This window comes from Methanococcoides sp. DA23 (assembly GCF_057593895.1).
Window position 1 is genome coordinate 1,507,615 of the sequence record NZ_CM172520.1, and the last position, 14,460, is coordinate 1,522,074.

Sequence of the window (14,460 nt, forward strand, 5' to 3'; positions counted from 1 at the left end):
ACAGATAGAATTAGAAGAATTATTAAAATTTTGAATGAAAATTTCATGAAACCAACCTACTATTTTACTTAATTAATCTCCCCTTTTTCAGTCAATGCCACTGATAAAAATCGTGATCCATCCCATTGCAAGAATGATCGCAATCAGAAGATATGCAATCTCTCTTTTTGATGCAAAATAACCTGCCAGACCGCCAACTACCGAATAAGCAACAAAATAAAGAATCAACTCAATGGCCTCTGACAATCTGAGAATATCGTAGATCCTACCCGAAATTATGTCCATAGAAATAATGAAACCGATCCACGGTACGATCCCAACTATAATTGACCCGATCCTGTCTCTTGTTATCCATCCATAAATGATGGGTGCTGCAGGTATCATAAAGAAAAATGGAATTTCAAGTAAAGACCAATATCCACCGACGATCGTGCGGAACAATTCATTGGTAAAGACCAATATATTAATGAGAATTATCATAGATGATAACAACAACGATGCAGTCACTGATACAAGCAATTTTTTTGTATCAATTTTATTTCTAATTGACAAGAACAAAGACACAAGTGCAATTACAAACAGGGTAGAAACAAAGAATATTAGAGTTCCTATTCTGTTTCCACGGACCTCGTTGTTAGATATAGCATTTTGACCTTTACTACCAGGATCTTCATAGATGCCTTTGAGATTTTTTGGTAATAGATTGTCCTCAACTTTATTATTTCCGGAATCCCTAAAATAAATTCCAACACCACTATTCGAACTTATAGAATTACCATTTAAGGTATTATTGAAGGAACCTTTGAGTTCAATCCCATAGTGATTCGAATTTACAATATTGTTGATCAGCGTGTTATTGTGTGAAGATGCCAGTTTAATACCATTATTGTAGTTCGAACTTGCAATATTATTGGATATTTCATTATTATTGGAAGAACCAAAGACAAAACCATTATCGTTGTTCAATGTAGCGGTATTATTCTTAAGCACGTTATAGTTGGAAACACCGACAGAAATGCCGTTGTTATTCCGATCTACAATGTTATTTATAAGCGAATTTTTCTCAGAATTGCCCACAATAATACCTACATAATTGTTTGTGGCCCTGTTATTGCTAATGGAATTATTTTTTACATCATGAAGAAATATACCTGCTACAGCATCGTACTTAGAACCGGTTGCATCCTTTAGAGTGAAACCGCTAATAGTTACGTTATCTCCACTCACACGAAGGACATGATCGTTCGGATCTTCGGCCTGAATAATGGTATCGTTTGGATTACCGGATTCTGATATCAGTATGATTCCTTTATAGACATGCACATTCTCCAAATATATCCCGGGATACACAACAACCGTATCACCTGATTTTGAATATTTAACAGCCTCGTCTATCGACATAAATTTGGCAAAACCATCGTCATCTACGGTGATATCTTTAGCTGCAACATTGCCAGCTATCATAAGCAAAAATATCAGAAAAATTACACAACAAATATTGAATCTCAATATAGTGCCCCTTCGATAATACCGCTATTAATTGTACCCAACAGTTCCTCCAAAATTATAGTTTCATTATTTCCAACATTTTTTATGTTATCACGCAGTTGCAAACCCGACCCCATAATATTCATTCCCGACCTTGATAACGTGAGAACCTTTTTTATCAAGGAACTCGATCGTTCGCCTCCATTCCCCTGGACTTGCTTTCACATAGCTTTGGGTCTCGATCACTTCTTTGAGTGCGGGATAGTCGTTCAACTCCTCTTCCGTCACAACAACAAACTCCTCAGGAATCGTCTGCAATTGTTCGGCATCTATCCATTTGGCATTCATGTGGCCGTTTACACTTGCTGCAAAAAATGCCGCTGAGATCAGGAACAGTGTCACAAATGATATGACAAAGGCTTTTGCTACAAAATCACGTGATCTGTCTTTGCTTACCAATATCCCCAGACCGAACAATAATCCGAAAATAATGAACATATAGAATATTGATTCCGGCGGATGTATTCCGCTCAAGGCATATCCACTCAGTAAGAAAGTTGCAAGTCCGATAAATGCAAACATCAAATCCTTCTTATTAGTGATACCAGATTTTTCCATGCAGGCCACTCCCTGCACATAACTGGCAGCACACAATATAAATATATTGTATCTAGAACTAAAAAAATGATTTTAAATTAACCGCTCAATGCCGTTATAGACATACATATGAGGCGGGCGAATAAAACCTACCAGTGTCAGACCTACCGCCCTTGCAAGGTCAATCCCTTCATTTATAGGACCTGCTTTGCTGGCGAGTACGGAGACTCCTGCATTGACGGCCTTTGAGACCATTGTTACTGAAAGCCTGCCGGTTGCGACAATTGCACATTTTGACATATCCACACCTGCAAGGGCTGCTTTGCCAACTGCTTTGTCAACAGCGGAAGCCCTGCTCACATCTTCACAGAATGCCAGGATATTGCTGTCGTTATCAGTGATGATGACCGAATGGGTACCGCCGGTGCGTCTCCAGGTCTTTGCATCGGTCTTGAGGTGTTCCACTGCATTGAAGAGGACCTTGCGGTCAAATCTTATGTCAGAAACATTTCCGACCTTTTTCTTGCAGGGTCTGGAGCCAATGGCACAACTGCAAAAATCGAATCTTGAATCAGGATCTATGTTGCGTTTGGTCTTTCCGATACGGTCCGGACAGATGTCCGCTTCGCATATCAGGCGGTCGTCTTTGACCTCGACCGAGATGATGTCAATAGCGTGATCGATAAAACCTTCACATATTAAAAAACCCACAGCGAGTTCCTCGAACTCTTGAGGGGTTGCAAAAAAAGAAGCAAGAGGGACGCCATTGAGAGAAAGATGGAATTCTTTCTCAACGATGACATCCACATCAATTTCGTTACTGCTATCTTCCGTAAGCTCGACACCCTTATAAGAAAGATAAGGAGCGGAATCATCCCGCTCCTCATCACGCCAGAAGTTATTCTGGGCGTTCTTTCTCTCAACGTGCCAATCCAACGGCATGATCAAGCAATTTCCTTTATCTTTGCGAACAACTGCTTGAGTGTGTCTTCATTGCTCTGTGTGAACTCGAATGGAGACGTTGTGAACGGCTTGAAGTACATTGGCACGTTGTCGAGCCTGTAGAATGTACCGTCATTCTCCATTGCATCGATGACACCAGGAAGAACAACATCTGAAGCTGTTGTTGTTGGGCATGGAGCAATATCCAGGCAGGTCATTGGGATCTCTGCCAGATAGGATGCAGCATCTGCAGGAATGTGGTTGACAAGGTCAGCACACATAACGAATGCAGCGTCTACGTCCTTATCCCTCAGTACATCGACACAGGTGGTCTCTCCAGGGTTGTACCTTGGGTAGCCTCTTGAGAAGTCGATACCGAATGGATATCCGTACAGATATGATGCGATCTGGTTGAAACCTGCCACATTACAGTGACCTCTGAGTGCACCGAGTACGAACTTTGTACCGTGGTTGTTGTTAAGCTCTTTCACAAGGTTGAGACCAAGCTCAACGTTCCTGTGCTTACCCATTGAAGAACCAAGGCCAAGACCGACTGAGATGCTACCGAAGTTTGCGTTCATCATTACTTCGACCATCTCATCCATTGCGGAAATTGGCACACCTGTGATCTCCTCTACGGATGGGTGTGGACGCTTTCCGTTAAGAATGGTCAACAGTGCGCTCAAAAGCTCATAGTCAGAGTTTGGTTTGAGCTGTATGTGAAGGTCTGATGCTACTGCTGTGTCGGTCCTTCTTGGGTCAACGGTGATGACCTTACGATCGAACCTTCCTCTCTTGGACCAGTATCCTCTTGGGAAGACAGCATACTTTGACATGTGTCTTGGCATGGATGCCAGAGGGTTGGATCCCCAGTAGATGTTCACATCTGCTCTGTTCTTGGTCTGACCTGCTGTTGCACCTGGACATCCGCTTTCCTGGATACCCATTACAGTAGGACCGTGGCAGATGGTTGCGTTGGAATCAGCCACACCGCCAAGATACTCAGCGATGTGAAGACCGACTTCCTGTGCTTCGCATGAGGTCTCACTTCCGAGGAAGAAAAGAGGTCTCTTTGCGTTCACAAGCATCTCTGCAGCCTTTGTAAGTGCCTCGTCCCATGCAGCTTTCTCAAGCTTACCGTTCTTTTTAACAAGTGGGTCCTTAAGACGGTGTGAGCTTACGACTTCCTGGAACTTTGCATTACCCATCTTGCATGCGTTCTTGACAGTGATCTCGTTATCTCCAAGCTCTACCTGGATATCGTCACATGAAGCTCCGCATACAGGACACATAATGTTCTTAAAAACCATATCATTTACCTCCCATATAGAGATTAAGGACAACATCCTCTGCGCTCAATACCTCACCTTCTGCTGCTTCGACAGTTACGGGACTGCCTTTGTAGAGAGGGGAACCTGTTGAGAATGTATATGGGTCAATGATCACGTTGGACCAGATAGCCCTTGGCATGAACACATCGCCATCCATCATAGCATCTGTGCATTTTGTGTAGACTATGATGGAGTGTTTTTCGTCCTTACTTGTTACTTTTACTTTTTCCGGGCATCCAAGGGATTCAAAATTAGAGGGGGAGAGCCAGCATACTGCACACTCCTTTACGTAAGCCTCTGAATATTTGTTACCACCTTTAGCGAGTCTGCCCTCATCAATGGTACTTCCTGTGTTAAGTAATACTTTCATTATCACACCTCACAGATTCATGTTTGCGTCCTGATTGACATAGAGTGTGCCCTTTGGCCTCTTTGTGATCGCATTGTCACCGAGGAACTTCATGAACTCACCTGGGCATTCTATATCATCGAACTTAAGGTCGCTTTCGTTTGTCACATATTCAAATCCAGGAGAGAACCTTTCGATGGTTCCGTTAACGACCATTGTACCTGCTGTCATCTCAGCAGCAACTGCACGAATAGCGTTTCCTTTTACAGCGATAAGACCGCCGTTCTGGCGAATGCCAGTGTAGTGACCGACATTTCCACCAACGATGATCTCTCCGCCGCTGATACCGCCACCGAGGTTATTGTTAGCATTACCATCGACAACGATGCGTCCGCCGGACATTCCTACCCACTTACCACGGTATGCACAACCAACGTGGTCATTTGCATTACCTTCGATGTGGAGGAGTCCGCCTTTCATCTCCATGCCTGCCCAGGAATCAGCATCACCTTTTACAAGGATCTCGCCACCTTCCATCTCGGAACCGACATGCATGCTGACAGATCCCTCAATTGTGATCTTGCCTGCAGTCATCTTTTCACCGATGCGTTTTACTCTTGAAGCATCGCCTTTGATGACTATGGAAGTTTCCTCTGCGGAAGCACCAGCTTCGCCTTCTACATTGAAGAATGCAGAGAGTGGGAACTGCTCCGCACCCTGCCAGACCTGCAAAGCCTCGATCTCGCTCTTGTTCTTGCCGGCAAATGTATCAGGAGTGATAACATCTGCTTCTACTTTGATACCAATTTCAGTATTTATTGTAAGAATGACTTCTGCCATGCTCTCACTGCTCCATGTTTGCCTTGATAGCTGTTGGGTTTACAAGGTATTTCTCAGGTGTTGGATAGTGGTTGAATCCGTGTGAATAGTATCTGAACCATTCCTGAACATCCTTAAGCATTTCTTTCTCGTTTGCGTCCGGAACACTCGCATCGGTGTAGTAGGTCCTCTTCTCAGGGATCATGGTGATCTCACCATCGTGACAGACAATTTCTCCGCCCTTGACAGTGTATTCAGCAGTGCTGAACTTGTTGATCAGGTCAGAATATTCCCTGGTGTCGATCTTTGTTGGGTCGATGTCGTAAACAGTAACATCACCGTCAGCACCGATACCGAAGCTACCCTTCCTGTGTGCCATACCAATGGTCTTTGCTGGGTTAGCACGGGTCATGATAGCAATATCATAAAGGGACATTTCCCTGTCAACGCCACCGAGTGTACTTCTGTCGTTTGCCCATGGGTGGCATTCACTGAATGTCTGGTCCCTGAACTTCTCGGACATCAACCAGCTCATAACAAGTGGGTATTTGGTGAATGGTCCACCGTTTGGACTGTCAGTTGTCATGATAGCCTTCCATGGATTATCGATCAGGAGCAGGCATTCAAGACCCATTGCCCACTGGGTACTGTGAACAGGGTTGCTCTTAAGGTATGTGAATGGACAGACACCTGAACCACATTCGAGTTCAACATCTGTGTTTGACCATTTGCCACCGGTAAGCACTGAGAGATCGTGGATGGAAGGACCATCACCGGTCATGCATGTTGCTTCACCAAATGGTACACAACCACTGTCAATTACAACATGGTCAGTGCTATTGATATAATCTGTAAGAGGTTTGACACCGGACTCGAAGTCACGCCAGGATGTACCGCCAAATGCGTTGAACATCATGTGTGTGAGGTACACGGACTGGTCTCTGCTTGCATCGATCTTTGTCTCAGCCCAGTCAACACCCATGTCCTGCTTTACTTTCGCATTTTTGGACATTTTCAAGGATTCCTTTGTTGTCTCAAAGTTTCCTGGATGACCAAGGTTGTTTGCGTGAAGGTGCACTGACATTGGCATACCGAGCATTTCATTCACTTCGGTCAGCCCATCGATGATCTCTCTTGGAGTTATCTCGAAGTGGATGTTTGCTTCATCAAGGGAAGAAACGTTCTTACCCCAGCCCCAGTTCTCGACTCCACCAGGATTGACACATTTGATACCATATGTCTTGTGGGTTCTCATCATCCATGCAACATATGCTGCTGCCCTGTCGACGTCGCCTTCCTTCAGGTAGCGCATCATGAACCAGTTGTTACCGAGAACAAGGTAGCCACCCATATCGAGCATTGGAATGGAACGCATCTCTTCGTGAGTATGGCGTGCTTCCATTGGAGGAACAGCTGCTTCAAAAGCAGTGGTGTATCCCATCTTGGAGTATTCGTAACCTTCCATGTAGACGGATGGTACGGTCTCTCCTGAGCCTGAATGGGTAATATCGGTCTTTGCCAATGTTGCCTTGTAACCATCTTCAGGACGCATCATCCTACCGACGTTTACCTTAGCACCAGCAATGTGTGTGTGAGAATCGACACCACCAGGCATTACGGTCTTGCCTGTTGCATCAACTATCTTAGCATCCTTCATGTCAGCTGCGGAAAGTTCGGAAACTACCACGCCGTCCTTGATGAAGATGTCCTGCTTCTCACCGTTCACTTCATTGAGCGGATCATAAACATATCCGTTCTTAATTACAATAGTTCCAGCCATTATTCAACCTCCCTCTTCTCAAGCCAGATCGCAGAGACCGGGCAGATGAGAGCACATGCACCACATGAGCCACATACTTCCTGATCGACTACTTTGACAGTACCGTTCATTACCTCAAGGAGTGGTTTCCCATCAAATTCAAGATCGTTTAGTGAACCTGCTGCAAGGTTCTTTGAGGAGTTTGCATTGACAGGACACATGATGACACAGTTACCACAGCCAAGACATGCATCTTCATCTGTCACCAGGACAGAGGTCAATACAGGGGTTGCTGATGGCTTGTTGAGAAGTTTCTTCTCAAATAGAGCTTTCTTGTTCATGTCAGGAACGATCGCTGTCTTCTGGACATCGATAGCTCTTACAGGACAGGAAACAGCACATGCTCCACAGTAGATACATGCATCAGCACGCTGAGCGACCTTGTCAACTCTTTCTCCTGGAGCCCATTCTGGATTGAACAGTGCATTGCATGGACATACATCCACACAGGTTCGGCATGCCTGACAGACATCCTCTGCGCGTTCCCATGTACCCTCGAAAGGTTTCTGCACAGTGATAGCATTAGTTGGACATACCTCGCCACACCATCCACAGTGTACGCAGGTTTCCTGATCGATGATGGTCTCACCATCTATGCGTGCACTGCCATCGTTTGCGAGCCACTGCTTGGTCTCGATAGCACCCTGCGGACAGATCTGCTCACATACACCACAGTGTACACAATTATCGTTCACCGTTGTTGGTGCGAGCGAGCTGCACAGGAAGTTCTCATCGCATACAGGCTTTCCATCTTCTCTCATCTCAAGGGCACCTGTTGGACAGATCTTAGTACACATTCCACATGTGATACATGTCTCTCTGATATCCAGGTACTCCTTATTTATGAGTCCCCTGGCAACAGGTCCTACTGAACCTATGATCAATGTGTCCTTAGGACAGACCATTGTACAGGTTCCGCAACCAATGCACTTTTCTGGTAAATACACCACTTGCTTGTTATCTTTTGTCTGAACTACTATTTCGTTCATCTCATCTACTCCGTAATTACTGCTCATGCCTGCATGCTTCACAGAGTGCTTCGCCTTCATATTGAATGAAGCTCTCTCCACATTTCTCGCACAGCCTTACTTGCTTGCTTTTCTTGACCGGAACTTCGATCTCTGTAAAAGTGTAAGAATAAATTTTCTCGCCTGCCTCGAGTAATATAGGCAGGACCTCTTCATGACGCACTTTTTCAAGGTTCATGAACCATGCATGCAATCTCGGGTAAGCCGCAGTCTTTTCTGCGTCAAGATATATTCTGACAGCAGGCATCCTGGTCTCGCCCGGTGCACCACGTTTGTTCACGGTAACAGCCATCTTGCCGTAGTCCTTTATCTTCATTCCCTTGTTCCCGATGGTAGCACCTTCGAGTATCTGGAATGGATCTGGAACACAGTTGGATGTCTCCGCTGTAACATAGATGCGTTCCCCTTCCTTAACATCGAGTAATCTCTTCGCCATAGTGAGCATCTGTAATCCTATCAGTGCCCCCGAGCTCAAGTACCCGTGGAAAGGAATGATCTTCTCTATCTGTAAAAATAGTTCTGGATCTTGCTCTTTTATCCTGTTGATAATAGTATCCATATCGTCCATATGAAGACCTCTTAATTTATGAAATAACGCATCGAATCGGCCAGATTCTTATAGGCTTTGCTTGATAGCATCGCTTCTAATAGTAAGGAACATACCGGTGAAAATTATATATAGTTTATCGTTGCCGGTCGAATATCAGCAGGGAGTTTAAATAGCCACTGGAATTCGTTTTCACATAAGGGACATATAAGACGGAAAATAAAAAAGAAAGGCCATATTTTAAGCATAAGATATTGACAGACCCTTTAGCCCATCAAATTCACTCCACAAGCTCAGCAACCCTTTCGAGCAACTGCCTGGCAGTAGCATCATCGGGTGCATGTCTTACAGTGATCTTGCCACTTTCATAGATAAGCACCATCATAGCACCTGAAGTGAACCGAATAGCTCCAAGCTCTTCAGAGCACCTGAGGAACTTGATGGTCACACCTTCCTCGACAGATAGAGCTTCACATGCCTTTGGAATATCTATCTCATTTTCAAGCTGTGCCTCCACATGAAAAATAGAAGGCTTGCTTGTACAGGGAGCTATCGAACGAATTTCCATATTTACCAGAACCTGATCAAATGCAGATACAAAAAGGAAATAGAAGAGTATCAGGAGATGAAATCAACCGTGACACTCTCGATATCCCACAGAGACTCCAGCTTATCGACAATATCTTCCTTTATGGCAGCTGCAAACTGATGTGTCGAAGGTATATCAAGCACTATACGAACAGTTCCTTCCTCGACAACTACCTTTAGCACAAGTTCGGTCCTGATGATATCAAGACCTGCCATCGGATTCATCACATGCTTCAAACGCTTACTGACAATCTCTACCGTAGTGGCCTCATTCTCCACGACCATGCCATGCTTCTCTTCATAATCACGAATAGCAGAACGAAGCCCCTCGACCGCAAGCACGGAACAATGCGCCTTGACAGGCGGAAGCCCACCAAGAGCATTGGCCGCTTCCTTCCACGTGATCTTCTTGGCCTCTTCAAGCGTCTTGCCCTTTGCCATCTCAGTGATCATAGATGCTGTTGCGATATTGGATGCACAACCATAGGACTCGAAAGAAATATCCTCGATGACCAGAGTATCAGGATTAACTTTCAGATAAACGGCAACCATATCACCACACGCAGGACTGCCTTCAAGGCCCTTTCCATCAGGATCCTCCATCTTTCCAACGTTCTGTGGATTTCTGAAATGCTCAAGTACCTCTTTTGTGTATGGGAAAGTCATAGAAACACCTCTTTATTTTCTCGCTATAAGTTCAATTATCCTCTGCCAGAGGGCTGATAGCCCGCAGATTCGTAACAACGTCCTTCAATGCATCTATAATAGCATCTGCATCCTCAATGGTATTAAAGCGTCCGAAACTGAAACGCAGTGAACCGTGTGCTCTCTCATGATCGCCACCTATGCCGAGTATCACATGGCTTGCTTCAAGAGAACGACTAAAACATGCAGAGCCTGTGCTCACTGCAAAGCCCATCATATCGAGATGCAATGTAATGGATTCACCCTCCACATAATGGAACGTCATATTGGCATTCTGTGGCAGCCTGCTGGTAGCACTTCCATTTAGTGTAACATGAGGAATATCAGCCATTGCCCTTTCGATAACTCGATCCCTCATCGTTGCAAGACGTTCATTCTCCTCAGGGGTCACAAGTTCCACAGCCTTTGCGAATCCCACCGCACCCGGAATGTTCTCTACACCGGCACGTCTATCGGACTCCTGGAATCCTCCATCCATCCATTTGTCGATCGGAGTTCCTTCACGAATATACAGTGCACCGATACCTCTGGGACCATGGATCGTATGGGCTGACAATGTTACAAGGTCCACAGGAAGTTTGCTAACATCCAGAGGGACCCTCGTAAAGCTATGAGTGGCATCAGTATGCAACAGAACATCCTTATCCTGACAGATATCAGAGATGGCCTTAAGGTCCTGCAAAGTGCCTATCTCCTGATTTGCCTGCTGAATAGACACCAATGCTGTTTGCGAAGTGATAGTATCGCTGAACATATCGAGGTCGAGGATACCTTCACCATCGACATTTATAAAGTCTACCTTATAGCCCTGCTTATCAAGTTTCTTGGCTGTGTTCAGCACAGGGAAATCTTCCAGACGGGATACGATCAGATGATCGTCCTTCTTCCCTTTCAGAGCTGAAAGCACCCCTTTTATTGCCATATTGCTCGATTCGGTGCTTCCTGAAGTGAACACGATCTCGCCAGCTTGCGCACCAAGTCTTGATGCAATGACCTTACGGGACCTTTCAAGCCCTTCCTTGGCATCAATGCCCATGGAATAACCGAATTCAGACGTAGCAACTGCATAGGCATCAAAGAAATACGGTTTCATCGCTTCAAGTACTGCTTCATCAAGCCTTGTACTTGCAGCATTATCAAGATAGATTGTCTCATTGAACATCTGGCAATACGCTCCTTAGATTAAGTGGAATAAGATATTAACTGACCTGCCAAAATAAACGTAATGATAAAGGCAATTTAAGGCAGATATCGGAGATATATACAAAGTTATATCGGCAACGGTATAAATCGTTAACTATCTGCCATAAAATCAAAAGAAGAACAGGTAGATAAACTACCTGTTTAAACAAAGATCATACGGACTTTACGATAGCTTCAGCGATCTTTGCAGCTTTTACACCGGACTCCAGCATACCACCAAAGGTCGGACCCATCCTGGAAAGACCAAAGCATGTAGCTGCGGCCATTCCAGTGACCACAAGACCAGGGAAGATCTCTGAGGTGTTATTGACCACAGCATCTTCGGAATTATCAACATCCATTCCTAAGAAACCTTTAAGGTCTACCAGGCCACGGCTCGCCAGGGAGTTGGCCACAACTGCATCATGCCCTGTTGCATCAATAACGCATTTAGTCTCGATGGCCACAGGATCCACACAGGTTATGGCACGTGGTAATGCTGAGACAGGTGTCCAGTTGGTAACAGCACCGCATACACGACCATCCCTGAGAACAACATCATCGAACTTGTTCATGTTCAACATGAAAGCGCCTGCATCACAGGCAGCGGAGATAAGTTTTGAACATGCAGAAGGTGCATCTGCTACATAGAGACCTTCCTTTATGTGAGGCACTTCCTTGTAAGGAACTCCAAGCTGGTCAAAGATCCTCTGTGCAGGTGCCCTTACTGTGACCTTGTTCATCAGGTAACCGCCTAACCAGAAACCGCCACCAAAGTAATTGTTGCTCTCAAGCACAACGGTCTTTATGCCCTTGGATGCAAGGTCCCTTGCTGCCACAAGACCACTTGGTCCTCCGCCAACGATGATCACATCACTTTCTATGTGATCCAGGAACTCTCCAAGGAATTCTTCAACTATCGAACGCGTAATATCTTTTTCAGTTGCTTGTGCGAATTGATTCATATATACACCTTTTAAGAGATGAAATGCAAATTTTACAGGAATTTTCCCGTTCATATCAGATCGAAGTCCAGAATGCGCATCTACCCTCACATGTCCGAGCTGCAGTCGAACACATGGCAACTCTGCAATCCAACCAGATCAATTGATTCACAATCGTGACTTCACGATAGTGAACTCGTGATATCTTATTTAGATATTGCGCTTGATTACAAAATTGTCAATATAAAAAAGGAATATAAGCCAACTAAAACAGCAGGGCAAAATGATCAAAGCAAAGGCTGACCCTGGACCAACAATAGCTCATAAAATGCGAGATCTTTATAGTTCAGTAGGTCCCACAGGACAGGCATCTTCCCCGGTCCTTAAATTTCTGCATATATCACATATCTTTGCAGAAACATTCTCGATCTTGCCTTCCTGTATCTCAACAGCCAGACGAGAGATCGCTTCTTGTATATCGTCATCGAATTCGATGCGATAACCTCTTTTTTTGGTCAGGTACTGAGAAACAGCAGAAGGAGCCATACCAAAGAGCCTTGCAACTTCCTTTTGAGCAATGCCATTGTTCACAAGCTCAACCGCAAGTGCTGCGCGTATCGCAGGGAGGACATCCCATACTACTGCCTGACAAGGAGTTTCCATTTTCATTATAATACCTTCGGATACTTCACAATGACTTATAGTTTTTCGTATCTTATTTAAATGTTCACTATTGTGAATTTGCTAGGAGCTTTGCATGAGAAAGAACGATTCATCCCATCACTACCTGTATTGCAGTTGGATATTTTCTCATGATGGAATAGGCAATACTTTTTCCCACCCATAATTTGCCTTCATTGAGACTCCGGGATTTGCTTAGCTCCCCCATTATCTGGAGAGCTTTGACAGCATTTTCATCATTGAGAAAACAACTATCTTCCACACGGTGATCAAGGAAGAATAGAATTGGAAGCCTGAGCCTTCCATGGAGTTCTTCCGGAAGACCCTCTTCAAGCACACTTAGTGTCTCTTTATCGAATAAATGCTCAGTGCCACTCTTTGTCTTAGAAGATGGGATATCCTCCCCAAGCAACTGAGAAAGGGGTTTCCTCTCAGCAACGATCTCCTTATTGATCTTGCCTATCTCCGACCTCATCCACCCCATAAGAACTGAGTCATCCGAATCCGGCAGTCTTCCTAACATATCGCTCACTTCGATATTGTTATTGGGAACGGCTATTACCTCGAGTGTCCGTTTTTAACACTATTAGGCACATATGCTGTTCTTTAGATTAATTTTTAGTGCTTGCCGCTACAAGAAAGTTTTGACAGGGGCGAAGATTGCCAGAGTGAAATCTCAAAGGCTTAATTTTATGAGAATAGTTGTCACTTTTGTAGATTTGCTACGGAAATTAGGCGACAATTAGGAGATGAGAAAAGTTAAAAATATTAACAATGTAATTTTGGAAATGAAAATTAGAATCACATATTCTTCTTCAGCATTTCACATACTTCAGTAGCATTAGCCTTCATATACCCTTCAAGTCCATAGATATTTCGAAAGATCAACTTTGCTTCTTATATACCGATCAATACTTAATTGCATCCCGAATTTACGCAATCTAATCTTGAAACCATCATGTTTTGCATAATATAGACTTCGTTTCGTGGACTTCTCCTGCTTTATCCACGGAGTTGTAAAACACAGAATGAACAATATACCCCAGATCTTCATCCATAAATGGTTTCGTGAGGTAAAAATGATGACCTACCAGACTTGCCCTCTCACGCGTTTCCTTAGAAGAATCTGCTGTTAGAAAGATAATGGGGATGTTGTATGACTCACGGATCTTCATAGCGGTTTCGATGCCATCCATCCCACCCTTTAACCTTATATCCATAAGTATTAGATCAGGATGGAATGCATCTACCATAGAAATAGCGTCTTTGCCATTTGAAGCAAAACCAGTTACAGAGTAACCCATCTTCTCAAGCTTCAACTTGATCATCATACGAACGATCAGTTCAACTTCAACAACAACTATTTTTTTACTTTTCATAGTAACATCCAGATCATCCCAAAAATGACTGATCTCGTACCCATATCCATATGCTTCCATT

Annotated in this window: 16 protein-coding genes; all 16 read right to left on the bottom strand. The window is 44.2% G+C overall.

Features of this window, described 5'->3' with window-relative positions:
* Positions 1 to 87: 87 nt before the first annotated feature.
* The gene (locus AC20MK_RS07225; RefSeq protein ID WP_487355196.1) at positions 88 to 1,464 is read right to left on the bottom strand and encodes a right-handed parallel beta-helix repeat-containing protein; all 1,377 of its coding nucleotides are present in this window, start codon (positions 1,462 to 1,464) and stop codon (positions 88 to 90) included.
* Positions 1,465 to 1,599: 135 nt separating this feature from the next.
* Positions 1,600 to 2,106: a hypothetical protein gene (locus AC20MK_RS07230; protein WP_487355197.1), complete on the bottom strand. Its 507-nt coding sequence runs from the start codon at positions 2,104 to 2,106 to the stop codon at positions 1,600 to 1,602.
* A gap of 72 nt (positions 2,107 to 2,178) precedes the next feature.
* A complete protein-coding gene (fdhD, locus tag AC20MK_RS07235) occupies positions 2,179 to 3,027 on the bottom strand; it encodes a formate dehydrogenase accessory sulfurtransferase FdhD (RefSeq protein WP_487355198.1) in 849 nt (282 codons plus the stop codon).
* Positions 3,028 to 3,029: 2 nt separating this feature from the next.
* Positions 3,030 to 4,337 carry a formylmethanofuran dehydrogenase subunit B gene (locus AC20MK_RS07240; protein ID WP_487355199.1) on the bottom strand — a complete coding sequence of 436 codons (1,308 nt, stop codon included), beginning with the start codon at positions 4,335 to 4,337 and terminating at the stop codon, positions 3,030 to 3,032.
* A 1-nt stretch (position 4,338) separates the two neighbouring features.
* On the bottom strand, positions 4,339 to 4,728 hold the full coding sequence (locus tag AC20MK_RS07245; RefSeq protein WP_487355200.1) for a molybdopterin dinucleotide binding domain-containing protein: 390 nt from the start codon (positions 4,726 to 4,728) through the stop codon (positions 4,339 to 4,341).
* A 9-nt stretch (positions 4,729 to 4,737) separates the two neighbouring features.
* Positions 4,738 to 5,547, bottom strand: coding sequence for a formylmethanofuran dehydrogenase subunit C (locus AC20MK_RS07250; RefSeq protein WP_487355201.1), 810 nt, complete (start codon positions 5,545 to 5,547; stop codon positions 4,738 to 4,740).
* A 4-nt stretch (positions 5,548 to 5,551) separates the two neighbouring features.
* Positions 5,552 to 7,306, bottom strand: coding sequence for a formylmethanofuran dehydrogenase subunit A (locus tag AC20MK_RS07255; RefSeq protein WP_487355202.1), 1,755 nt, complete (start codon positions 7,304 to 7,306; stop codon positions 5,552 to 5,554).
* The gene (locus AC20MK_RS07260) at positions 7,306 to 8,334 is read right to left on the bottom strand and encodes a 4Fe-4S binding protein (RefSeq protein WP_487357082.1); all 1,029 of its coding nucleotides are present in this window, start codon (positions 8,332 to 8,334) and stop codon (positions 7,306 to 7,308) included. The genes AC20MK_RS07255 and AC20MK_RS07260 overlap by 1 nt, the downstream gene beginning before the upstream one ends.
* Before the next feature lie 16 nt (positions 8,335 to 8,350).
* The gene (locus AC20MK_RS07265) at positions 8,351 to 8,941 is read right to left on the bottom strand and encodes an FmdE family protein (RefSeq protein WP_487355203.1); all 591 of its coding nucleotides are present in this window, start codon (positions 8,939 to 8,941) and stop codon (positions 8,351 to 8,353) included.
* Positions 8,942 to 9,200: 259 nt separating this feature from the next.
* Positions 9,201 to 9,488, bottom strand: a complete 288-nt coding sequence (locus tag AC20MK_RS07270) for a hypothetical protein (protein WP_487355204.1) — start codon at positions 9,486 to 9,488, stop codon at positions 9,201 to 9,203.
* Between the two features lie 50 nt (positions 9,489 to 9,538).
* Positions 9,539 to 10,174: an iron-sulfur cluster assembly scaffold protein gene (locus AC20MK_RS07275; protein ID WP_487355205.1), complete on the bottom strand. Its 636-nt coding sequence runs from the start codon at positions 10,172 to 10,174 to the stop codon at positions 9,539 to 9,541.
* Between the two features lie 31 nt (positions 10,175 to 10,205).
* On the bottom strand, positions 10,206 to 11,375 hold the full coding sequence (locus AC20MK_RS07280) for a cysteine desulfurase family protein (protein WP_487355206.1): 1,170 nt from the start codon (positions 11,373 to 11,375) through the stop codon (positions 10,206 to 10,208).
* 193 nt (positions 11,376 to 11,568) lie between these two features.
* On the bottom strand, positions 11,569 to 12,360 hold the full coding sequence (locus AC20MK_RS07285) for a sulfide-dependent adenosine diphosphate thiazole synthase (RefSeq protein WP_487355207.1): 792 nt from the start codon (positions 12,358 to 12,360) through the stop codon (positions 11,569 to 11,571).
* 318 nt (positions 12,361 to 12,678) lie between these two features.
* A complete protein-coding gene (locus AC20MK_RS07290) occupies positions 12,679 to 13,002 on the bottom strand; it encodes a transcriptional regulator (RefSeq protein WP_487357083.1) in 324 nt (107 codons plus the stop codon).
* A gap of 109 nt (positions 13,003 to 13,111) precedes the next feature.
* Positions 13,112 to 13,543 carry a DUF61 family protein gene (locus AC20MK_RS07295; protein WP_487357084.1) on the bottom strand — a complete coding sequence of 144 codons (432 nt, stop codon included), beginning with the start codon at positions 13,541 to 13,543 and terminating at the stop codon, positions 13,112 to 13,114.
* Positions 13,544 to 13,976: 433 nt separating this feature from the next.
* Positions 13,977 to 14,399: a response regulator gene (locus AC20MK_RS07300; protein WP_487355208.1), complete on the bottom strand. Its 423-nt coding sequence runs from the start codon at positions 14,397 to 14,399 to the stop codon at positions 13,977 to 13,979.
* Between the last annotated feature and the right edge of the window lie 61 nt (positions 14,400 to 14,460).

Bases quoted from the DNA above. Each gene is read 5' to 3' on its own strand.
- AC20MK_RS07295 (WP_487357084.1), bottom strand. From the start codon at position 13,543: ATGTTAGGAAGACTGCCGGATTCGGATGACTCAGTTCTTATGGGGTGG.
- AC20MK_RS07300 (WP_487355208.1), bottom strand. From the start codon at position 14,399: ATGAAAAGTAAAAAAATAGTTGTTGTTGAAGTTGAACTGATCGTTCGT.
- AC20MK_RS07280 (WP_487355206.1), bottom strand. From the start codon at position 11,375: ATGTTCAATGAGACAATCTATCTTGATAATGCTGCAAGTACAAGGCTT.
- AC20MK_RS07285 (WP_487355207.1), bottom strand. From the start codon at position 12,360: ATGAATCAATTCGCACAAGCAACTGAAAAAGATATTACGCGTTCGATA.
- AC20MK_RS07290 (WP_487357083.1), bottom strand. From the start codon at position 13,002: ATGGAAACTCCTTGTCAGGCAGTAGTATGGGATGTCCTCCCTGCGATA.
- AC20MK_RS07275 (WP_487355205.1), bottom strand. From the start codon at position 10,174: ATGACTTTCCCATACACAAAAGAGGTACTTGAGCATTTCAGAAATCCA.
- AC20MK_RS07240 (WP_487355199.1), bottom strand. From the start codon at position 4,337: ATGGTTTTTAAGAACATTATGTGTCCTGTATGCGGAGCTTCATGTGAC.
- AC20MK_RS07245 (WP_487355200.1), bottom strand. From the start codon at position 4,728: ATGAAAGTATTACTTAACACAGGAAGTACCATTGATGAGGGCAGACTC.
- AC20MK_RS07230 (WP_487355197.1), bottom strand. From the start codon at position 2,106: ATGGAAAAATCTGGTATCACTAATAAGAAGGATTTGATGTTTGCATTT.
- AC20MK_RS07270 (WP_487355204.1), bottom strand. From the start codon at position 9,488: ATGGAAATTCGTTCGATAGCTCCCTGTACAAGCAAGCCTTCTATTTTT.
- AC20MK_RS07255 (WP_487355202.1), bottom strand. From the start codon at position 7,306: ATGGCTGGAACTATTGTAATTAAGAACGGATATGTTTATGATCCGCTC.
- fdhD (WP_487355198.1), bottom strand. From the start codon at position 3,027: ATGCCGTTGGATTGGCACGTTGAGAGAAAGAACGCCCAGAATAACTTC.
- AC20MK_RS07225 (WP_487355196.1), bottom strand. From the start codon at position 1,464: ATGATAGCTGGCAATGTTGCAGCTAAAGATATCACCGTAGATGACGAT.
- AC20MK_RS07260 (WP_487357082.1), bottom strand. From the start codon at position 8,334: ATGAACGAAATAGTAGTTCAGACAAAAGATAACAAGCAAGTGGTGTAT.
- AC20MK_RS07250 (WP_487355201.1), bottom strand. From the start codon at position 5,547: ATGGCAGAAGTCATTCTTACAATAAATACTGAAATTGGTATCAAAGTA.
- AC20MK_RS07265 (WP_487355203.1), bottom strand. From the start codon at position 8,941: ATGGACGATATGGATACTATTATCAACAGGATAAAAGAGCAAGATCCA.